This window comes from Paenibacillus aurantius (genome assembly GCF_032268605.1).
Lineage (GTDB): Bacteria > Bacillota > Bacilli > Paenibacillales > NBRC-103111 > Paenibacillus_AO > Paenibacillus_AO aurantius.
The window spans coordinates 4768905-4791226 of the sequence record NZ_CP130318.1 but is presented as its reverse complement, the minus strand read 5'-3'; the positions used below and the strand labels follow the sequence as shown (position 1 = coordinate 4791226).

Here is a 22322-nt window from a genome sequence, read left to right as displayed (position 1 = left end):
TAGGGGGATAGGGAATGAACCGATGGCTTGGTAAGTCACTGTCTTTAGCTCTCGTCCTGTCCTGCCTGGCGGGGCCCTTTCCGGCTGCCGGTCCCGCGCACGCCTCCCCGAAGGAGGAGGTGCTGCTTCAGGAGAGCTTCGACAAGCTCCAATTTACGGCTTTGGAGAGGATCGGCCAGGATGCCGCCGATCCCTCCAACAGCAAGCAGATCAGCGTCACCCCGTCGAGTATCGCTCTGACCGACAGGCGGAGTGCCGGCAATCTGCCCAGCACCTATGTGCAGCTGAAGATGAATGACGCCGTCTCGTTCAAGCCCGCCATCCGGGCCAGCAACTATACCCTGAACGTGGATCTGGTGGACGACCCGGTCACCGCCTCCCGGCCCAATAAGGTGCTCTGGGTCCGCAGCTCCAATAACGATGTTAACCGTCTGGTCGGCTTTGTTTTCAAGGAGCCGCAGAAGGGACGCATCGTCTACGAAGCGGACGTGTACAACCCGGGGAAGCAGGAAGTGAAGCTGTATCTGGAGGCCAACAGCCCCATCGCCCTCAGGGACGATATCCAGCAGGTCATCAGCGGGGTGGAGCCCTCCCTGAGGATTCAGCCGAACGGTAATGTCCGGCTTCCTAATGATCAGAGCATCGGGCAGGTGGAAAGCAGCCGCTGGTACCGGGTAAGGCTGACCGTGAATACGGAAACGGGCCTGTTCAAGACCCAGGTGTACGACAAAGAGACCGAGGTGCTGACGGCAAGCTATGAGTACAATGTGCCCGGGAAGCTGAGGGTTGATTTTGCCGAGAACGGCTTGCTCCACGTGGGGCTGGCCAACAAAATCTACGGACCCGAGGGCTTGTACCTCGATAACGTCAAGATCTACAAGGATTTGTCCGAGTCGAGTACCTTGGCCGCCAAGGAAGCGAGCTTCTACCTGGATTCCCCGGAGGATACTCCTGTGGAATTTAATTCTAACGGCAACCGGGTGACCGCCATCCGGCATGGGAGCGAGAAGCTGCAGGAGGGAGTGGATTATACGTTCGAGGGCAGCCGGGTCGTTTTGCATAAGGAAGCCCTGCAGGCCATCGAGCAGGCCGTGAGCGGCGATGTCGAGGACCTTTTCTACTCCAACGCCCATCCCTCGAGCTTCTCGGCCGATCCCTCCGTTCTGAAAGCATCCGACGGACGATACTATCTGTATCCGACGTCCGGCTTCAAAGTGTGGTCCTCCACCGATCTCTTTCATTGGGAGCTCGCTGGAAGCGTCTGGCCGGAGGGCACCTGGGGGAAATCCGCCTATTGGGCGCCCGAGGTGGTGGAGCATGACGGCAAGTATTACATGTATTACACGGCCAGCATCGGAGATTCCGCAGATAAAAAGTACGTCGGCGTCGCCATAGGCGATTCCCCGACAGGGCCTTTTAAGGATATCGGGCATCCCATTCATCAGCAGTTTCCGCATATCGACGGCCATCTTTTCCAGGATGACGACGGCCGGAAGTACCTGTACTTCTCGAGGGCGGCCTCCCACAACGAAGTCGACGGCTTGAAGCAGAGCTGGACCTATGTGGCGGAGCTGAACGACGACATGATCTCGCTGAAGAGCGATCCCATCTTCCTGATCAAGGCGGAGCAGGACTGGGAGCTTCAGTCTCTGCCGGAGAACATGATCTGGAACGAAGGCCCGGAGATGATCAAGCACAACGGGCTCTACTACCTCATGTACTCCGCCAACAGCTACGCAAGGCCGCAATACTCCGTCGGGTATGCGACCTCCACGAACCCCATGGGGCCATTCGTGAAGTACGGGAACAACCCCATCCTGAGCCGCGAGGAATGGGTGGGGATCATCTCGGGACCGGGGCATCACCATTTTGCCAAATCGCCGGACGGTCAAGAGCTGATCATGGTGTACCACACGCATGTCGATCCCATCCTGGCCGGAGGGAACCGGCAGATCTACATCGACCGCATGGGCTTCCGGGAGGACGGGACGATCTATGTCAACGGACCGACGCTGACGAACCAGCCGATGCCCTCGGGAGTAAGGGGGATTGCCAACATTGCCCCGCAAGCGGCGGTAACGGTCAGCTCGACCCAGGCGCCGTACCGGCCGGACGCCTTGACGGACGGGGAAATCGGCATTTACCAGCGGTTCGAGCAGTACGAATGGGCAAGCGGGGAAGGGCCGGGCGCCTGGGCGAAGCTGGAGTGGCAGCAGGCCCAGCCAATTTACGGCGTCAGCGTGTATGACAGCGCCGTTCCCAACCGCCGGATTCGTTTGGGCCACCTGTTGTTCGACGACGGGCAGGTTCTTCCGCTCACCTTCCCTTCGGAGCCGGGAGCGGCGGCCATCGCCACCTTCCCGGAGAAGAAAGTGAAATGGGTGAAAGTGATCGCTGACGAGCTTGAGGAAGCGGGAGGGAGTGCGGGAATTTCGGAAATTATGGTTCTCTCCAAAAACCAGGACGCTCAGCTGAATACCCAAACGGCCCTCACGTTCGAATTTGATGCGGGGGACGATGCTATCCTGACGCTTAATCTCACGAAGACGAGACCCGCCGTCCGGCTGACGGGCAGCGGAACGGTGGACGAAGGGCAGCCGCTTGAGGTAGGGGTTCAGCTAAGCAACCCGACAACCGGCTCCAGTCAAAGCATCCAGTCGGCGGAGATGACGCTGCGGTATGACCCGGCATGGCTGGAATACGATTCCTTTCAGAATTTGCACGGCGATACGGTGAGCGCTGCGGTTTACCGCATGGCTCCGGGAGAGCTGCGGCTTCAGGCATCGAGCCCCACCGGCCTGCTGGGATTGTCCGATCTGCTGAAGCTTCGCTTCCGGGCCAAGGAGGTGGCCCACACCCAGTCCGGCTCGATCGGCCTGGAAGAAGCAAGGCTCGTGACGGCGCTGGGAACAGCCATCCATGCGGCAGACTTTCTCTTGCCGATGGAGGTAAGGAATGTACCGAAGCTCGTGCAGGCCATAACCGTGACAGGGGAGAATGGGGCCTCCGTGATCAGCGGCGAGCGAAGAACCCTGCAGATGCAGGCGGCGGTTCTGCCGGAGGAGGCGGACGACAAGCGGGTCGCCTGGAGCGTGAATGACCCTGATGGCGGAGAGACGGGCCTGGCGGTCATCGATGACGCGGGCCTTCTGACCGGGCTTCGAGACGGGAAAGTGAAGGTGACCGCCCGGGCGCTGGACGGCTCGGGAATAACCGGCACAGCGGAAGTGACGATCGACCGGACGCCGCCTGTTACCAGAGGGGCAACCAGCCCTTCGGAGCCTGACGGCAAGAATGGCTGGTACACGTCGGAGGTCACCGTTACCTTATCGGCCGAGGACGGCCTTTCCGGTGTGGCCAAGACCGAGTATCAGGTGAACGGCGGGGAATGGAAGGAATGGACCGGCTCTCTTCCGGCGTTCGGAGAAGGGCGGTATACGCTCCGTTACCGCAGCACCGACCTCGCCGGCAATGTGGAGCCGGAGCAGACTCTGGCCTTCCAGGTGGATCTAACGGCACCGACGCTTGCTCTTCAGCTGGACACCACCCGGCTGTGGCCGGCTAATCATAAGCTGGTCACCGTCCGTGCCGTGCCGGCTGCCGGAGATTCCCTGTCGGGAGTCGAGTCGGTTAAGCTGACCTCGATCACAAGCAGCGAGCCGGACAGCGGGGAGGGAGATATCCGGGCAGAGCTGGATACGCCGGCAACGGAATTCCAGCTTCGCGCAGAAAGGCAAGGCACGGGTACGGGACGAATCTATACCGTCACCTACACGGTCACCGATGCTGCCGGCCATTCCGCGACGGCGGAAGCGATTGTGACCGTCCCGCATAACCCGTAAAGCTCGTGCATGTGGGAGAGAAGGAGGAAAAAGGTTGAGCAGGAAACCGAACATACTATGGATTTGTACCGATCAGCAGCGCTTTGATACCTTGGGCTGCTATGGAAATGAGGCGGTCCGCACGCCGAATATCGACCGTCTCGCCCGGCAGGGCGTGCTGTTCGAGCAGGCTTACTGCCAATCCACCGTTTGCGCACCGAGCCGGGGAAGCTTCCTGACCGGCCGCTACCCGCGGACGGTGGGGCTGCGAAAGAACGGGGCCAATATTCCGGAGACGGAGGTGCTGGTCACCAAGCTTCTTCACGACGGAGGGTATACGTGCGGGCTGGCCGGCAAGCTTCACTTGTCGACCTGCTTTCCGAAACACTGCCACGGGACCGAACGGCGGATCGAGGACGGCTACGACCAGTTCCACTGGTCCCATCATCCCGCCGATGACTGGCCGACCAATGCCTACAGCCAATGGCTGCGGTCAAAAGGAAAGGCTTATTCGACCCGGCCGGTGGATGGCTGCGAATACGTGGTGTACGGGCCGGATGCAGAGGACCATCAGGCGGCATGGTGCGCGGAGAAGGCGATCGAGTTCATCGACGCCCATGAGGGGAAGGACCAGTCTTGGCTGTTCTCGGTCAATATCTTCGCTCCCCATCACCCGTTCGACCCGCCGGAAGCTTATCTCCGGAAATACTTGGATAAGCTCGATCAGCTTCCAGCTCCCCGTTACGAGGAGGGGGAGCTGGCCTCGAAGACGAGCTACCAGCGCCTCGACCATGAGGGGGCTTACGGCAATCCCAAGCTGTATCCGTTTGCCCGCATGGCCCCTTCCGACCACGCCTTCTTGACGGCGGCGTACTGGGCGATGGTGGAGTTAATCGACGACCAGGTCGGGCGCATGCTGGACGCCCTCGAACGCTCCGGGCAGCTGGAGGACACGATCGTCATTTTCATGTCCGATCACGGGGAGCTGCTAGGAGACCACGGCGTCTACCTGAAAGGACCGCATTTCTACGAACCTTCCGTCCGCGTTCCGCTCATCGTTTCCTGGCCCGGGCGTTTCCCGGCTTCGACACGGGCACAGACGATGGTGGAGCTGATCGATCTGGCTCCGACCCTGCTGGAGGCGGCCGGCCTTCCGGTCTACCCTGGCATGCAGGGAAAATCGATGCTCGACCTGCTTAGCGGCCGGACCGAGGAGCACCGCGAGGATGTTTACTGCGAAGCCTATGAAACCGTCAAGGATTTTGCGGGACGAGGGTACAGCCTGATGGTCCGCAGTTCCTCCGCCAAAATCGTGCTGTACGATGGGGCCGGGGAAGGGGAGCTGTACGACCTGGAGAACGATCCGTGCGAGTTCGTGAACCTGTGGCATTCCCCGGACCGAGTGGCCCTTAAGCTCGGCATGCTGGAGCGTTTGTGCCACCGGCTGGCCGAGACGATGGACCCGCTGCCGCCGCGGATCGCCCCGTGGTGACGTCTTCGGCTCTAGAATTCGGCAGCTCGGCGGGCGGTGGGAAAGCCCGCCGCTCTTACTTACAGCCAGCCCTGCCTCCGTCGGGAGCGGGGCTTGCTTCTTCCAGGAGGTACTTATGAAACAACCTAACATTCTTTGGATATGTACGGATCAGCAGCGGACCGATACGCTCGGCTGCTATGGGAATAAAGACATCTCCACGCCTAATATCGACGGGCTGGCGGAGAAGGGCGTGCGGATGGAGAACGCCTTCTGCCAGTCGCCCGTCTGTACCCCGAGCCGGGCATCGTTCCTGACCGGGCGTTATCCGCGAACGACGCGATGCCGCCAGAACGGCCAGAACATTCCCGAAGACGAGAAGCTGGTGACCCGCCTTCTGGCGGACGCGGGCTATGTCTGCGGGCTGGCGGGGAAGCTCCATCTCTCCGCGTGCCATCCTTCCGCCGCGCCGGTGACCGAGCGCCGGATCGACGACGGGTATGTCCGGTTTCACTGGTCGCACGACCCTTTTCCGCAGTGGCCGATGAATGAATACCAGGCCTGGCTGAAAGCAAAGGGAAGGAAGTACCGCACCGTTCCTTCCGACGAGTCCGCTTATGTCCATTACGGCATGGATGCCGAAGACCACCAGACGGCCTGGTGCGCGGACAAGACGATCGAATTTATCAAGACGATGCAGGACAGCGGCCGGCCTTGGCTGTTCTCGCTCAATCTGTTCGATCCTCACCATCCGTTCGACCCGCCGAAGGAGGCTATGAAGCGGTATGTCAACCGGCTGGAGGACATGCCGCTGCCGAATTACCGGGAAGGGGAGCTCGCGGAGAAGAGCTATTTTCAGCAGTACGATCACAAAGGCGCCTACGGCAATCCGAGGGAATATCCGTATGCGGAGATGAAGGCGGAGGACCACCGGGCGATACGGGCCGCGTATCGGGCGATGGTGGAGCTGATCGACGAGCAGGTCGGGCGCATCCTCGAGGCGCTGGAACAGACAGGTCAAGCCGAGGATACGCTGGTGATTTTCATGTCCGATCACGGGGAGCTGCTGGGGGATCACGGAATGTACCTGAAAGGGCCGCACTTCTATGAGCCGTCGGTGAAGGTTCCTCTTATCGTGTCCATGCCCGGTCTAGTCCGGGAGAACGTCCGCGTCCCCGCTTTGGCGGAGCTCGTCGATCTGGCCCCTACCTTAATGGAAGCGGCAGGCCTGCCGGTTTACCCGGGGATGCAGGGGCGGTCCTTATGGCCTCTATTGACCGGCCGGCAGGACGGGGAAGAGCACCGCAAGAGCGTTTATTGCGAATACTATAACGCCAATTTCAAGCAGGGCGGTATCGGGGCGTTCGCGACCATGGTCCGAACCGAAACCCATAAGCTCGTGAAGTACCACCGGCGCGGAGAAGGGGAGCTGTATGACCTGATCCGCGATCCGCAGGAAACGGTCAACCGCTGGAAGGACCCGGCTTACCGGGAGACCAAAACGGAGCTGCTGGATCTGCTGTGCGACCGCATGGCCGAAACGGTAGACCCTCTCCCGGAGCGGATAGCTCCCTGGTAAGAAGGTTAAGTTGTAGTAACCCGATCGTAATGATCGGGTTTTTTGTTGTTACCAATTGACACCCAAAAAATGGGCCATTACTATTAAGGTACCTGCAAGCGCTTAACGGAGGTTGGAATGGCACGTTTAATGGTACGCAAGGGGAATCCTTCCGAAAGAGTCCGTCTGCTTCTTTCCTTCTTTTTTCCTTATTTCCTCATTCTTCTTTTTTCCCTGCTTGTCGGCTCCTTTATCTACCACCAGACGGTCACCATGCTGGAGACCGATTCGCGCAAATCGAACATGAGGCTGCTGGAGCAGAGCAAAGCCACGCTGGATATGCGTCTTACGGAAGTGCTCTCCATCGTCCGGCAGCTCGAAGAAAACCCCGAGGTGGCCCGCTTTCAGCATCTAGACCATCCTCTTCAAGGGGAGGACACGCTGAAGACCATCGAGCTGCGCAACCAGCTCTACAGCTTCGGCATCACCAACAATTTCATCCTGGGGTACTACGTCTTCTTCCACAAAAGCGGCATCGTCATGAACAACCAGCTGACGGCCACGGTAAAGGATTTCTACGCTCATACGCTTACCTATTCGGGGCAGACGTTCGAGCAATGGGAAGCGGGCTACCTGCGGACTTTCCGCCAGCAGCAATTTCTTCCGGTCGCCGATGCTTTGTACAACGGAAGGTCCACCTCTGTCGTTACCTTGATGCATTCCCTCGGTTACCCGAGAAACAGTCTTGCTTCCTTAGCCATTATTATCGATCACACCGAATTTCAAAAAATTCTGTCCGCCTTCGATCTCTCCAACGGCGGCTATGCGTATATCTCCAATCCTTTCGGGGAGATCATCAGCTATGTATCCAACAGCGGGACGCGCCCCGACTCCACCTTGACCCTTCCGTCGCCGGAAGGCGTGATGGAACGGTTCATCGACGGCCAGCCGATGATGGTTACGTATACGACGTCCTCCCGGAACGGCTGGTCCTACGTGGTGATCCAGCCGGAGCGCACCGTTCTCGAGAAGGTCTATTACATCAAACGGATGCAGTACCTCGTGGCGGGCATCACCTTGCTGATCGGCTGCCTGATCTCCCTGTTCCTGGCCTACCGCAACGCCAGGCCGATCCGGAGGCTGGTGGCGACGATCACCGAACGCTTCGGATCATCGCGGCCCGAGGCCTCCGATGCCTTCAGCTTGATTCATACCTCCTTCGCGCGGCTGTTTGACCGCAATGAGGAGCTGCAGGTCAAGCTTCAGCAGCAGATCCCTTTTCTCCAAGCCTCTTTCTTCAGCCGGCTGCTTAAGGGGGAATTCCTTAGCCCGGAGGAAATCGAAAGCGTTATGGAGCCTATCGGCATCCGGTTATCCGGAGATACCTATGCCGTTGCCGTTCTCCAGTTTCAGGAGCCGGACAAGGATTCCGGCCGGGACCGGTATGAGAAGCTCGGCATGGAAAGCCTGATTACGACGGAAACGATGCGGGGTATGCTTAACGGCACGGGGCATGTCCACCAGCTCGATGAACGGCATATGGCAGTTCTGTTTGCCCTGCCGGGGCGGGAGCTGTCCGCCTGCAAGGACCGGTTAAGCTTCTTTGTCGTCCGTCTGCTGGTGGAACTGAACAAAACCTTCTCCATCCATCCGGTGGTCGGGATCGGCCAGTTCGCCGAATCGCTGATGGAGGCTGCCCGGTCACGGGAGGAAGCGATGCAGGCCCTGACTTACTATGCCTGGAATCCGAGCTCTCCGGTTATCTGGTTCGAGCAGGTGCCGAAGTCCAACGACAGCTTCTCTTATCCGGCCGAAACGGAGCTGCGCCTCATGAACCTCGTGAAAGCGGGAGGAGAGGAGCCGTTGAAGGAGCTGCTGAAGGAGCTGTACGAGGAGAATTTTCGCGGCCGCAAGCTGGCCCAGCCTATGCTGCGGCTGTTCGTCTATGAGCTCTGGAGCACGACGGTCAAAATCCGGGACCAGATCGCCGCCGTGGAAGAGGCGGACGGCTTCGAATTCATTCAGTTCGACCGGATCGAAGCCGCGGTTCAGCAAGATCTCAAAGGAAGCTACGCTCACCTGGAGGACACGCTGGGACGCATGGCCGCGGCGGTTAACAAGCGGAAGAAGAGCGGCAACAACGAGCTGATTCAGCTCATCCTCGAGCACATTCAGCAGGCTTATGTCCAGCCGGACTTGTCCCTCGCGGGCATCTCGGACCGGTTTGAGCTGTCGGAGGCTTACCTGTCCCGGTTTTTCAAAGAGCAGACCGGGGTGACCTTCTCCGAGTATCTGGAATCCCTCCGCATGCAGAAGGCCAAAGAGCTGCTGTGCGAAGGGGATATGCCGGTCAGCGATATCGTGCAGGCGATCGGCTACCATTCCGCCAATACGTTCGGCCGGGCGTTCAAGCGCGTTCACGGCATCAGCGCGACGGCCTACCGGAGCTCATTCCGTGCCTAATCCCGGACGCAAAAAAGCAGCCGGCCTCTCGGTGAGGCGGGCTGCTTCTATTGCCTTATCCGCAAATGAAGTTCTGCTTTCCTAGTGAAATTCGCGCGCATAAAGGGGGTTCTCACCAACAGAGTTGCCGGATAAGGCATTATATACACCGCGGCAAGGACCGCGTCTTCGCCATGGTCACAGCCACTCCTTCTTCTTGAAGAAGAAGTACATGGCCGCTCCGAGGAAGAGCATCCCGCCCAGCACGAGATAGTCGCCTCCGGGTAGATGCTTGCCGGGCAGGTCGTCGAAGTTCATTCCATAGATCCCGGTGATGAACGTCAAGGGCATGAAGATGGTGGTCAGCGCGGTAAAGATCCGCATGATTTCGTTCGCCCGGTTGGACAGGGAGGACTGGTAAGCCTCTCTAAGGTTCGCCATCAGATCGCGGAACGTATCGAAGGTTTCGGAGATCTTGACCGCATTCTCGTAAATGTCCCCGAAATACTTCTGGAGCTGATCGTGGATAAGCCGCAGCTCCTTGCGGTTCAAGGTCGCGATCAGCTCCCTTTGGGGGCCGAGCGACTTCTTCAGCCACAGAATTTCACTCCGCAGCCCGATGATCTCGTTCAAGTGGGACTTCTTCGTGTTCATGAGGATGTCTTCCTCGAGCTTCTCGATCCGCGCCTCAATCCGGTCGCCGACGATGAAGTAATTATCGACCACCAGATCCACCAGGTGGTACATGAAGCGGTCGGGCGAGTTGACTTCCTCTTCCCACAGAACGGGCTTCAGCTTGCGGATTTCATTTATTTTCTGCTTCGTTACCGTAATGATGAAATGCTTCCCGAGGAACATGTTAAGCGAGCGGAGAAAAATTTCCTCGTCGTCGAAGCGGATGCTGTTGATGACAATAAAATAGTGCGAGTCGTAGAGCTCGATCTTCGGCCGCTGCTCCTCTTCGGTCAGGCAGTCCTCGACCGCCAGGTCGTGAAGATGGAACAACGGCTGGAGCACCTCGAGGTCCTCCACTTCGGCATCGATCCAGTAAAACCCGTTCTCCGGCGGGGTGACCGCCACGGTTACATCGTCGATAACCGTAAAAATTCCGTTCTGTACCAAACGTGCCTTCATCTGTTTCACTCTCCTTTTGTGCACAAGGATAAAAGCGCCCTCAACTCCTAAGCGAGTGGGCGTTTACCGTTGGAATCGCGAAGAAAGACCCTTTCTTCAGTCATCAAAGGGAAGAAACAGCCGGCGCGCACGGGATTCTACAGCATGTGCGGGTACCGGCTGTATTCGGTTTCTCGGTGATGGCTTGCGGAGCAGGTACTCCTCGGTCGGTCCCCTTCCATGTGTTAGCACCCCTTTTTTGGCCAAGTTGTCAATACTGTCTAAGTATAACGTGCCTCCCTGTTCCCTGCAAGATGGGCCGCGGCGGGCCTTTATCGGTTCTCCAAGGGGAGGAAAACCGGCCAGAACGGTCCCCCAAAAAGTAGGACGGCCCTATACCATATGGCGAAACCTATCCGAACGTTACTCTTGACGTGTCTATATTTTTCTTATACAGTAAAGATATTATCCGGGATCCAGACTGCAGCTGGTCCCGCCAATTGAATACTACGACTTTTCTTATCAAGAGTAGGTGGAGGGACTGGCCCGATGACACCCGGCAACCGGCAAACCTTGTTCGCAAGGGGCGCACGGTGCTAATTCTTGCAGGATGATTTCCTGAGAGATGAGAGAGGACATCGCTTTGTTTGCTATGACCTTTCTCGTCCGGGAAAGGTCTTTTCTATATTTCCCCCCGCCAGGCAAGCCCTGGCCCAACTTAAACGACTCCCTCCGGCCTAAGCCCGCGAGGAGAATGGAGAGTGACTTCGATGCCGATCAAAATACCGGATTCCCTGCCGGCCAAAGAAATTCTGAACAACGAGAACATCTTCGTAATGGACGAAACCGTGGCGTTCCATCAGGACATCCGCCCGCTCAAAATAGCCATCATGAACCTCATGCCGACGAAGGAGACGACGGAAACGCAAATTTTGCGTCTGATCGGAAATACGCCCCTCCAGGTGGAATTCGTGCTGCTGCACCCGAAAACCCACACGTCCAAGAACACCTCTCCGGAGCATCTGGCCGCCTTCTACAAAACGTTCGACGACATCCGCGACCAGCATTTCGACGGGATGATCATTACCGGAGCGCCAGTAGAGACCTACGAATTCGAGGATGTAACCTACTGGGAAGAGCTGAAGGACATCATGAGCTGGTCCCGCAGCAACGTAACCTCGACGCTGCATATCTGTTGGGCGGCCCAGGCCGGACTTTATCACCATTTCGGAGTGCGGAAGCAGCTGCTTGATCATAAGGTTTTCGGGGTATTCCCGCATTCGGTGTCCAAAAATAATGTCAAGCTGCTGAGAGGCTTCGACGACGTGTTCTACGTTCCGCAGTCCCGCCATACGGACATTGTCCGCGAGGACCTCGAGAAGTGCGGGGACCTGGAGATTCTCTCCGAGTCCGAGGAGTCCGGCGTCTACCTGGTCGCCTCGAAGGACGGCCGGCAGATCTTCGCCACAGGGCATGCCGAATACGATCCGAACACGCTTAAATGGGAGTACGACCGCGACATCAACAAAGGCATGAACATCGCGATTCCCAAAAACTATTACCCGAACGACGATCCGTCCAAGTCGCCGATGACCCTATGGAGGGGGCATGGGAATCTGCTGTTCTCCAACTGGCTGAACTACTACGTCTACCAAGCTACGCCGTTTGACTGGAGCATCTAATTCAACCCACGTTCAGGAGGATCCCATCCCTATGAAAATCGAAAGCCGTTTAGCCCAGATCGGCTCCGTCTCGGAGCCGGTCACGGGAGCTGTAAGCTTCCCGGTCTACCAAGCCACCGCCTTCCGTCACCCGAAGCTCGGCCAAAGCACCGGCTTCGACTATGCCCGGACCAAAAGCCCGACCCGTGCGGTTCTCGAAGAGGCCGCTGCCGGGCTTGAATCGGGGGACGCGGGGTTTGCCTGCAGCACGGGAATGGCCGCCCTTCAGGTCATTTTCGCTCTGTTCTCGCAAGGAGACCATCTTATCGTTTCCCTCGATCTGTATGGGGGAACCTACCGCCTGCTGGAGAAAATCATGAGCCGGTTCGGGGTTACGGCTTCTTATGTGGACACGAACGATCTGGAAGGGCTGGAGGCCAAGCGCCAGCCGAACACCAAGGCGGTGCTGATTGAGACACCGACGAATCCCTTAATGATGATCACGGATATTGCGCAGACCGCGGAGTGGGCGAAGAAGCATAACCTTCTCACGATCGTGGACAATACCCTCCTCACGCCGTTCTTCCAGCGTCCGCTGGAGCTTGGGGCGGATATCGTCATTCACAGCGCCACCAAATATTTGGGAGGGCACAATGACGTCCTCGCGGGGCTTATTGTTACGAAGGGCAAGGAGCTGTCCGAGCAGATCGGCTTCCTGCACAACTCCATCGGTGCGGTGCTAGGTCCGCAGGATTCATGGCTCCTCATGAGAGGCATGAAGACCCTCGCTCTCCGCATGGAGCGCCACCAGGAGAACGCGCTTCGCATCGCGTCCCATCTGGAGTCGCACCCGCTTGTGGCCGAGGTTTTTTACCCCGGTCTTGAGAGTCATCCGGCCTACAGCATCCAGCGCAAGCAGTCCTCGGGAAATACCGGCATCTTTTCCTTCAAAATGAAAAAGGCCGAGTACATAGAGCCGATTCTGCGCCACATCCAGCTGATCGCGTTTGCCGAGAGCCTGGGCGGCGTGGAGTCGCTGATGACGTATCCGGCGGTGCAGACGCACGCGGATATTCCGGAGGAAATCCGCCGTGAAGTGGGCGTCGATGACCGGCTTCTCCGCTTCTCCGTCGGGATCGAGCATGCGGACGACCTTATTGCCGATCTGGAGCAGGCCTTCGAGGCGGCCCGTCAAGAGATCGACGGGGGGGAAGCGTAATGGCCGGAAACGAAAACGGAAGCGGGAACGGGGCAGGCCCCGGCAAGCACAGGAAATTCGCCACCCGTCTCCTTCACTTCGGAGGAGAGATCGACAAGACCACGGGGGCGGCCAGCGTGCCGATCTATCAGGCCTCGACGTTCCATCATTTCTCGCTCGACAACCCTCCGGAATATGACTATACCCGGTCGGGCAATCCGACCCGCCAGGCGCTGGAGGATTACATCGCCGAGCTGGAGGGCGGGGCGAGAGGGTTTGCTTTTGCCTCGGGCATGGCGGCCATTTCGGCGGCATTCATGCTCCTGTCGGCGGGCGATCATGTCATCTGCACGGAGGACGTCTATGGGGGCACCTACCGGCTGCTCACGACGATCATGAACCGGATGAACGTGGAGACCACGTTCGTGGACATGACGGACTTCGAGGCGGTGAAGGTGGCGCTTAAGCCTAACACCAAAGCGGTGTTCATGGAAACGCCGTCCAACCCGACTTTGAAAATAACGGATATCGCCGAGATCACGGAATGGGCGAAATCCCATCAGCTTCTCACGATGCTCGACAATACGTTCATGACTCCTTATCACCAGCGTCCGCTGGAGCTAGGGGTGGACCTCGTGCTGCACAGCGCCACCAAATTCCTCGGGGGGCACAGCGACGTGCTGGCGGGACTCGCCGTAACGGCGGACGACAGCCTCGGCCTCCGGATGAAGCAGATCCAGAACGGGCTGGGGAACGTCCTCGGCATGCAGGATTCCTGGCTACTCATCCGCGGGATGAAGACGCTGCAGGCCCGGATGGAATTCTCGGAGAAGGGAGCCCGCCGTTTGGCCGAGTGGCTGTCGTCGCATCCCGCTGTGGAGAAGGTTTATTATCCGGGACTCGAGGGACACCCCCGCCGCGAGATTCATGAGAAGCAGTCCCAGGGTTATGGGGCGGTCGTGTCCTTTGACGTTGGCTCCGAGGAAAGGGCGAAACAGCTGCTCGGCAAGGTAACCATCCCGCTGGTGGCGGTAAGCTTGGGAGCGGTGGAGAGCATTCTGTCTTACCCGGCCAAAATGTCCCACGCCGCCATGCCAAAGGAAGTGCGGCACGAGAGAGGCATTGGCGACGGCCTGCTCCGCTATTCCGTCGGCCTGGAGGATATCGAAGACATCATCGCCGACCTGGAGCAGGCGCTCCGTTAGGAGCCGGCTGGACGGGGAAACGGGGCACAAGGGGATCCTTGTGCCTTTTTTCGTTCGCAAAGATGACATGACGGCCGGCTTCATTCTATGATACGATGAGGAGAGAAGCTGCGGACTTGTAAACGTAAGAGGATTTATTGACAGGAGGGAACGCGTTTGAGTACGATCGACGGTATTTTGGAGAAAGCGCTAGCCGGCCGGCGGGTAGACCTGGAGGAAGGGATTCGCCTGCTGGAATCGGATGAGATTGAGAAAATGGGCGATACCGCCAACCGGATTATGCAGAAGTGGCACCCGGAGCCGGTCACGACCTTCGTCATTGGACGTAATATCAACTATACGAACGTGTGCGACGTGTACTGCCGGTTCTGCGCCTTTTACCGGGCACCCGGCTCCAAAGAGGGCTACGTTCTGGAAGATGAGGCCATCTTCCGCAAAATCCAGGAGACGCTGGACGTAGGCGGCACGGAGATTCTCATGCAGGGGGGAACGAATCCCGACCTGCCGTTCTCCTACTACACGAACCTGCTTCGCGAAATCAAGAAGCGCTTCGATATTATCATGCACTCCTTCTCTCCGGCGGAGATCATGAAGATGGTGGATGTGTCCGGCCTAACCCTTGAGGAAGTGGTGCGCCAGCTGCACGAAGCGGGGCTCGATTCCCTGCCGGGCGGCGGGGCCGAGATTCTCGACGACCGCACCCGCTTCAAGGTGAGCAAGCTGAAGGGCTCGTGGCGCCAGTGGATGGACGTCATGGAGACGGCCCACCGGGTCGGCATGAACACGACGGCGACCATGGTGTACGGCTTCGGCGAATCGATGGAGGAGCGGGCGCTGCATATGATCCGGGTGCGCGAGTCCCAGGACAAGTGCCTCGCGGCGGGTTACTCTTCGAAGGGCTTCCTGGCGAATGCCCTATGGCCGCTGCAGCCGGACAACACGAACATGCGCGTGGAGAAGACGGGGCCGGAGGAATACCTCAAGATGCTGGCCGTCAGCCGGATCATGCTCGACAACGTGCCGAACTTCCAGTCCTCGTGGGTCACGATGGGGCCGGAGATCGGCAAGCTCTCGCTGCAGTACGGCTGCAACGATTTCGGCAGCACGATGATCGAGGAGAACGTCGTCTCGGCCGCCGGCACCACTCATAAGGTCAACATCGGCACGACGCTCCAGATGATCCGTGAAGCCGGCAAAATCCCGGCCCAGCGGAACACGCGCTACGAAATTCTGCGGGTTTTCGACGACGAGTCGGAAGCCGTCGACAAGGATTTCGTCATGCAGAACTAGCAGAACCAGGCCATTCTCCGGATCCCGAATTTCGGGGTCCGGTTTTTTTGTGCTTAATTAATTGTCTTAGCGGCAAATGCACGAGAACATAAGCGAGGTCCAGTGAATTGCATTTCACTGTTGATACTGCTCACGATATCATTTGTTTTATGGAAATAGTATTTAAGTCCATGACTAAATCTTAAACGCAATAAAGCCCTTCTAGCTTCTTGTAGAAGCAAAAAGGGCTGAGAAAACTTATCTATTAATTATTTTCTATCAATTAGAGCAACTTTTAAAATCTGGTTTAGTACCACTGTCCAATAATATAGGAATTTCTCCAAGTCCACTTATCACCAGGGGCCGATTCAAATTGAAATCCCAAATTTTGTAATATTATGTCTATAAGGTTGTTTGTCCATGAATGGGCATAAGCTGAAGCGAATTGACCAGTTGTCCCTTCGTTTCCACCCACAGGAATTTTTACGTTATCCTGTAACCAACCGACATGCTGACCATCTAAATAAACTATATCAACAGTAGCGGTAGTTCCAGATACGCTGCTTCTGTCTACATCCTTTAATCCGTAATAATAAGTGCCCGTAGGGTTACCGCTACTTGAGAAAGTATTTACCTTATACTCCCCAATAGTGTTGGTGCTAGTTGTATTCCCCTGCCAAGTTTGTGCAATTTTATCTTCGAAATACCATGCGGGACGTGCACTCCATGTAAACATTGTTTTATAGCTATAATTATATTCAATTCCATTTGACGATTTTCCTAAATATGTAACATATCCTCTTGCCGAGAATGAACCTTCTTGTACTGAGCCAAGTCCCGTCTCAAATGTTGTAATTTCTCCGGATTGAGCAGCTAAGGTTTTCATATCATTGGCTTTAATTGCGTCGATTTCTTCTTGGTTATTATCAGTAACAATATGATCTTGTCCATTTAAGTCAGTGTAGGTATGGATTAAATCACTTGCTGTAGTTTCTACCTTAACCCCGCCTTCTTTGAGTAACTGATTTTGTAACTCATCAGGGATTTGTGCTACATCATCTTCAGTAAATCGAATTACCTTTAAAATTTCCGCTTTTTGCGTCTTGCTAAGTTTTTCTGGTTTGTCTAATCCCTTAATCCTTCCATCACTTAGAAGCGTAATTGAAACATCAGAGACGTTTACTATTTTAGATTTCTTCTGATCAAAAGGTGAGTCAGCCAGGCAAGTAGTTTGAAAAATTGAGAATAGAGCGACAGCAGTTACCAAAGATCTTGATATTTTACTTTTAAACATAAAATTTCATTCCTTTCCTTTAAATGGAATATATTCTTAGGTTTCAATCATATACTATAATTTGTAAATATGCAATGCTATAATTAACTATAAATCGATAGTCTTATATAAATATTTATTTCAAATAAAAGGAGGATAAATTAGGAGGAAAACTTACGTTTAGTTAACCAAATTGTATATTGGAGGTTATTTATTATGAAAAAGATACCTTTGCTATTAGTAATAATAATCGTAATTGCCTTTGTGTTGGTTAAAACAAATCCTTCCAACAAATATCACAGATATTTAAATGAAGTCCATGGCGTGATGTGTCAACCAAATACAAACAATAGTTGCTTTCATAGAACTAGTGATATGTATAACGAAGGGATAAAAGATTATGGTCTGTTTATGGTGGCAAAGACCAATATTTTTGACGAACCAAGCAATTATATTCGGGTATTAGGCATTCTAGGACATTTTTTTGTAATGGAAAATAATCTCAACGGTCATTAAAATAGGGGACTATTGTCTATACCGCAGCGGATGCCTGTCATCCCGTGAAGGTCTCGACATCCGCTCGGCATAAAAAACTACCGCTAACCGCGGTCGCACTTCCCGAATCCACCCCGATATGGTTTTTTTTACGTCGTATATCCTCCTATCCCCGGCCATATACTTTATAAGAATAAAGGAATGGGGCTTTATAACAAGGGAGAGGAGTGAGGGGCATGAAATCCATAACAATCGTCCAGATGGCCGGGTCCTACGACGCAGCCGATAGGCTTTATGAGAGACTGGAGGAGCAGGCCAAAGCCGAAGCTTCCGGGTTCTCGGTTATCCGGCGGCCCTATTCCCGGTACCGGGAGCTGGTTTGTTTCCAGCCGGAAGGCCTTACCTGGCCCCAGGGCGACAAAAGAAAAATTATAAAAGCGGTTAGCTCCAGCCTGGCCAAATACATAGTCCAAGAGAAGGAGGACGGGCTGCTGCGGACGATGCTCACCCGTCTGTACAAGTATAAGGAAGCGGACGAGCATGAGCGGATCGTGGCCTACTGCCGGGAAATCCCGGATTTTCAGCCGGAGCCGGCGAAGGGCAAGGCCGAAGCGGTGACCCGTCGGGAAAAAGCTCTTGCAGCCGAGCTGGAGAAGCATATGAAGAAGAATCCGGACTTCAACCTGGACGGCCTTCTTCTGTTCCGGCTGCCGGAGTACCGGGAAGAGCTTCAGGAAATGCTGGAGTATGCGGTCGATGAGTACATGATGGATAAGCAGTACCAGGAATTCATTTCGCTGTTGAAGTATTTTGTGTTCATCCAGCAGGCCAAAATCATGTCCGTTCACCTGGTGCATACGGAAGGCAATGAGTTTACCCTCTACAACGAAGAGATGGAGCCGATCCAGGCCGATCTCGAGGACTCGGGCATTACGATCGAGACGCCGGACCGGGAGTTCAATTTTGAAGACTTGATCGTCAGTACCCTAATCACGGTAGCCCCCCGCAGCATTTTGATCCATACCCTTAACCCGGACTTCCAGGTGATCCAGACGATCCTCCAAATTTTTGACGAGAAAGCCAAGGTTTGCGACCAATGTGCCGCGGGAAAGTCCTGCCTGGACAACCGGCCGGTAAAATCCGGAAAGCTATCCCCTTGACCGGAGCCAGCCGGATCATTATAATTAAACAAAATCCTTAATAACCTGACTATGGCGATGACCAAAGACATGGATCCCCTGTGAAACGGCCCAGAGAGAGGAGCACCCGGTGCAAGCTCCTTGCGGATAGCAGCGGATTTACCCCTTTGCAGCCGCGGTCTGAACCCCGCCCTTCGCGGGAAAGTAAGAACCGCCGGTTCATTCCCGATATCGAATGCCTGAGGATTCGTATGGTGTGCCCTGCGGATCGAACAAGGGTGGAACCACGAGCCGAACGCACTCGTCCCTTTGAGGAGAGATGCGTTTTTTTGCGTTCAATAAAACCTAACGGAGGTAAGGAATATGGTAATCAAAGTAACGCTGCCGGATGGAGCGGTAAGAGAGTACGCCCAAGGGACTTCCATCGACCGGGTGGCGGAGTCCATCTCCCCGGGACTGAAGAAGAACGCCGTAGCCGGTAAAGTTAACGGGAAAGTAGTCGACCTCAGCACGGAGCTTATGGAAGACGCCCAGGTGGCGATTGTGACCCTCGACAGCGACGAAGGCCTCGAGGTCTACCGCCACAGCACGGCTCACCTGATGGCGCAGGCCATCAAGCGCCTCTACGGAGAGAAGGCCGTCAAGCTCGGGATCGGACCGGTCATCGAGGACGGCTTCTACTATGACATTGATCTGGAAACGCCGGTGTCTTCCGAGGATCTGGCCAAGATCGAGAAGGAAATGGAGAAGATCACGCAGGAGAATCTCCCCATCACGCGCCGCGTGGTGAGCCGGGAGGAAGCGATCCGCATCTTCACGCATATGGAAGACCCGCTGAAGCTGGAGCTCATCCGGGACCTGCCGGAGGAGGCCGTCATCACGATCTACGACCAGGGCGAATTCTTCGACCTGTGCCGGGGGCCGCATCTTCCGTCGACGGGCCGCATCAAGGCGTTTAAGCTGCTTAGTGTCGCCGGCGCCTACTGGCGGGGAGACTCGAAGAACAAGATGCTGCAGCGTATTTACGGAACGGCTTTCCCTAAAAAAGCCCAGCTGGACGAGCACCTGCACCTGCTCGAGGAGGCGAAGAAGCGGGACCACCGCAAGCTGGGGCGTGAGCTCAAAATCTTCGCATTCTCCCGTGAAGTGGGCCAAGGCCTGCCGATCTGGCTGCCGGCCGGAGCGAAGCTCCGCCGCACGATGGAACGGTACATCGTCGACTTGGAAGAGAAGCTCGGCTACCACCACGTGTATACGCCGGTTCTCGCGAATGTCGACCTGTACAAAATTTCCGGCCACTGGGACCACTACCACGAGGACATGTTCCCCAAGATGGTGATGGACAATGAGGAGCTCGTGCTTCGCCCGATGAACTGCCCGCACCACATGATGGTGTACAAGAGCGACATGCGCAGCTACCGCGACCTGCCGCTGCGGATCGCCGAGCTCGGCCAGATGCACCGCTACGAGATGTCCGGCGCTCTGACGGGGCTTCACCGGGTACGGGCGATGACGCTGAACGACGCTCATATCTTCTGCCGACCGGATCAGATCAAGGAGGAGTTCAGCCGCGTTATTGCCCTGATCCGCAAGGTGTACGAGGACTTCGGCATCAAGGACTACCGGTTCCGCTTGTCCTACCGGGATCCTAAGGATACGGAGAAATACTTCCCGAACGACGAGATGTGGGAAATGTCCCAGCGCATGCTGCGTGAGGTAGTGGAAGAGCTCGGCCTGCCTTACTACGAAGCCGAAGGAGAAGCCGCATTCTATGGACCGAAGCTCGACGTTCAGATCAAGACGGCCCTGAAGAAAGAAGAGACGCTGTCCACGGCTCAGCTCGATTTCCTTCTGCCGGAGCGCTTCGAGCTCGAGTATGTCGGAGAAGACGGCCAGAAGCACCGTCCGGTTGTCATTCACCGCGGCATCATCTCCACGATGGAGCGCATGACGGCTTACCTGCTGGAGAACTTCGCCGGGGCTCTGCCGACTTGGCTCGCACCCGTTCAGGCTCGCGTCATCCCGGTTTCGACGGCGTTCGAGGAGTATGTCTCGAAGGTGACGGAGAAGCTTCAGGAGGCGGGAATCCGCGCCGAAGCGGATCAGCGCAACGAGAAGCTCGGCTATAAGATCCGCGAGGCCCAGCTCGAGAAAATCCCTTATATGCTGGTCGTGGGCGAGAATGAAGTGAAGGCGGAAGCCTTCTCGGTCCGCAAACGCGGCGAGGGTGACATCGGGGTGAAGAGCGTGGAGGACACGATCGCCTTGATCAGCGAGGATATTCGCAGCAAAAGCCATTAAACGGAGCAGCTTCCCGCCGTTTGCATGAAATGTGCCGGATTTGGAAACCTTACCCTGTAGAAGCGCCGGCCGGTGACCCCTAAGGCATCGGCGGCTCTACCTGCAAGGGGAGGTTATATCCGACAATGAAAAAAGCAACACGTCCGTCCCGACCGGGAAGGCATCTGCTTCTGGCTGCGGCCATAGGCGCGGCCGTTCTGGCCGGCTGGTACGGGAAGGACTCCCAGGACCGCCCGGTATGGGCCGTTCCCCAGGACCGTCCCCCGGCCGGAGAAGGGCAGCTGGACCCGGACATCTACGCGCTGCTTGACTTGAAGCAGCTCGATTCGGTCGAGGTGGTCGCGACCGGCTATTATGCGGGCAAGGAGTCGACAGGCAAATCCCCGGGTCATCCGGAGTACGGCATCACGTTCTCGGGCGTTAAGGTCCGGAAGGATCTGTTCTCGACGATTGCAGCCGATCCGAGAGTCTTCCCGCTGGGGACCGTTCTGTACATTCCCGGTTACGGCTACGGCGTTGTGGCGGATACGGGCAACCTGATCAAAGGCTACAAGATCGATCTCTACTTCGATACCAAGCAGCAGGTATACGACCTGTGGGGCAAGAAGAAGGTCAAGGTTTCCGTGCTGAAGCGGGGAGACGGCAAAGTGACCGAAGCGATGATGGACCGGCTGAATGCCGTCAAAAAAGTCGTGAAACCGGAAGGCAAAGCCTCTCCGCTGTAAGAAGAACCTTCGCTGGAGTTTATCTCCGGCGGAGGTTTTTTGATGCCAGACGGGCCTTTGGGGTTTTCAAGAGGGGGAAAGTGTAGTACACTTTTGTAGTGTGAATATAGATAACATTACAAGACAGGTGATGTGTCATGGAGTATGCATTTCTTGCCGGGGGTTCGATGCCAATGGGAAAGAGAAAGGCCGCCGACGTGTATCCCTTCTTGGAAGCCTACCTGGCCCGCAAAGAAGAGCAGATAACCGAAATTTTGCAGATTGTGGAACGCTACGAGAAGAAGCGGATGATGGAAGAGCGTGCTTACCAGACCATGTCGCCGATCAAGCGGCTGCTGTCCGGCAAGAAGCCGGATCATCATTTGGCGGTCGAATACATTCATTATGTGAAGAAGCCGATGGAGCAGGTCAAAAGGCTCCGCAGGGAAATGGAGGAAGCGCGGGCCGTGCTGCTCCGTTCCCGTACGGAGGATTGGGTCGAGCTGCCGGAGGACATCGAGAAGGAGCTCCCTTAGCGCCCAAAGGATAAAACAAGAAGGAAGGAGCCGCACCGGAACAGGCCGGGCTCCTGCCGCGAAGAAGGCCCCGATCAAAGGAATCGGGGCCTTCTTCGTTATTCTTGGAGGCAGGCTTCGGCGATCTTCCGGCCGC

Annotated in this window: 15 protein-coding genes and 1 riboswitch; of the genes, 13 read left to right on the top strand and 2 right to left on the bottom strand. The window is 56.3% G+C overall.

All coding sequences use genetic code 11. The features are described 5' to 3' along the window. The first annotated feature begins 14 nt into the window (after window positions 1-14). The 4 genes from MJA45_RS21675 (at window position 15) to MJA45_RS21660 (ending at window position 9313) form a co-directional block, all read left to right on the top strand. Window positions 15-3842 carry a family 43 glycosylhydrolase gene (locus MJA45_RS21675; protein ID WP_315603981.1) on the top strand — a complete coding sequence of 1276 codons (3828 nt, stop codon included), beginning with the start codon at window positions 15-17 and terminating at the stop codon, window positions 3840-3842. Between the two features lie 34 nt (window positions 3843-3876). Further along, the gene (locus MJA45_RS21670) at window positions 3877-5313 is read left to right on the top strand and encodes a sulfatase family protein (RefSeq protein WP_315603980.1); all 1437 of its coding nucleotides are present in this window, start codon (window positions 3877-3879) and stop codon (window positions 5311-5313) included. 115 nt (window positions 5314-5428) lie between these two features. Beyond that, entirely contained in the window at window positions 5429-6871 is a 1443-nt protein-coding gene (locus tag MJA45_RS21665) for a sulfatase family protein (protein ID WP_315603979.1), read from the top strand. Between the two features lie 117 nt (window positions 6872-6988). Then, entirely contained in the window at window positions 6989-9313 is a 2325-nt protein-coding gene (locus MJA45_RS21660; RefSeq protein WP_315603978.1) for a helix-turn-helix domain-containing protein, read from the top strand. A gap of 177 nt (window positions 9314-9490) precedes the next feature. On the opposite strand, the gene corA is transcribed toward MJA45_RS21660, so the two are convergent. Next, entirely contained in the window at window positions 9491-10426 is a 936-nt protein-coding gene (corA, locus tag MJA45_RS21655) for a magnesium/cobalt transporter CorA (RefSeq protein ID WP_315603977.1), read from the bottom strand. A 495-nt stretch (window positions 10427-10921) separates the two neighbouring features. After that, window positions 10922-11037, top strand: a riboswitch (SAM riboswitch). Between the two features lie 138 nt (window positions 11038-11175). Between corA and metA the strand changes: the two genes are divergently transcribed. From metA to mqnC, 4 genes are all read left to right on the top strand, one after another. Next, complete coding sequence (gene metA / locus MJA45_RS21650; protein WP_315608077.1) at window positions 11176-12087, top strand: homoserine O-acetyltransferase MetA; 912 nt, start codon at window positions 11176-11178, stop codon at window positions 12085-12087. Between the two features lie 31 nt (window positions 12088-12118). Then, complete coding sequence (locus MJA45_RS21645) at window positions 12119-13285, top strand: aminotransferase class I/II-fold pyridoxal phosphate-dependent enzyme (protein ID WP_315603976.1); 1167 nt, start codon at window positions 12119-12121, stop codon at window positions 13283-13285. Then, complete coding sequence (locus MJA45_RS21640; RefSeq protein ID WP_315603975.1) at window positions 13285-14469, top strand: aminotransferase class I/II-fold pyridoxal phosphate-dependent enzyme; 1185 nt, start codon at window positions 13285-13287, stop codon at window positions 14467-14469. Before MJA45_RS21645 ends, MJA45_RS21640 begins: the two co-directional genes overlap by 1 nt. Before the next feature lie 156 nt (window positions 14470-14625). After that, a complete protein-coding gene (mqnC, locus tag MJA45_RS21635; RefSeq protein ID WP_315603974.1) occupies window positions 14626-15759 on the top strand; it encodes a cyclic dehypoxanthinyl futalosine synthase in 1134 nt (377 codons plus the stop codon). A gap of 286 nt (window positions 15760-16045) precedes the next feature. Here the strand turns inward: mqnC and MJA45_RS21630 are convergent, their stop codons facing one another. Continuing rightward, window positions 16046-17032: a hypothetical protein gene (locus MJA45_RS21630; protein ID WP_315603973.1), complete on the bottom strand. Its 987-nt coding sequence runs from the start codon at window positions 17030-17032 to the stop codon at window positions 16046-16048. A 195-nt stretch (window positions 17033-17227) separates the two neighbouring features. Between MJA45_RS21630 and MJA45_RS21625 the strand changes: the two genes are divergently transcribed. The 5 genes from MJA45_RS21625 (at window position 17228) to MJA45_RS21605 (ending at window position 22186) form a co-directional block, all read left to right on the top strand. Further along, the gene (locus MJA45_RS21625; RefSeq protein ID WP_315603972.1) at window positions 17228-17527 is read left to right on the top strand and encodes a hypothetical protein; all 300 of its coding nucleotides are present in this window, start codon (window positions 17228-17230) and stop codon (window positions 17525-17527) included. A gap of 215 nt (window positions 17528-17742) precedes the next feature. Beyond that, entirely contained in the window at window positions 17743-18666 is a 924-nt protein-coding gene (locus MJA45_RS21620; RefSeq protein ID WP_315603971.1) for a putative sporulation protein YtxC, read from the top strand. 342 nt (window positions 18667-19008) lie between these two features. Next, complete coding sequence (thrS, locus tag MJA45_RS21615) at window positions 19009-20946, top strand: threonine--tRNA ligase (RefSeq protein ID WP_315603970.1); 1938 nt, start codon at window positions 19009-19011, stop codon at window positions 20944-20946. 125 nt (window positions 20947-21071) lie between these two features. Further along, complete coding sequence (locus tag MJA45_RS21610; RefSeq protein WP_315603969.1) at window positions 21072-21671, top strand: 3D domain-containing protein; 600 nt, start codon at window positions 21072-21074, stop codon at window positions 21669-21671. A 173-nt stretch (window positions 21672-21844) separates the two neighbouring features. Continuing rightward, window positions 21845-22186, top strand: a complete 342-nt coding sequence (locus MJA45_RS21605; RefSeq protein WP_315603968.1) for a thioredoxin domain-containing protein — start codon at window positions 21845-21847, stop codon at window positions 22184-22186. Window positions 22187-22322 lie beyond the last annotated feature (136 nt).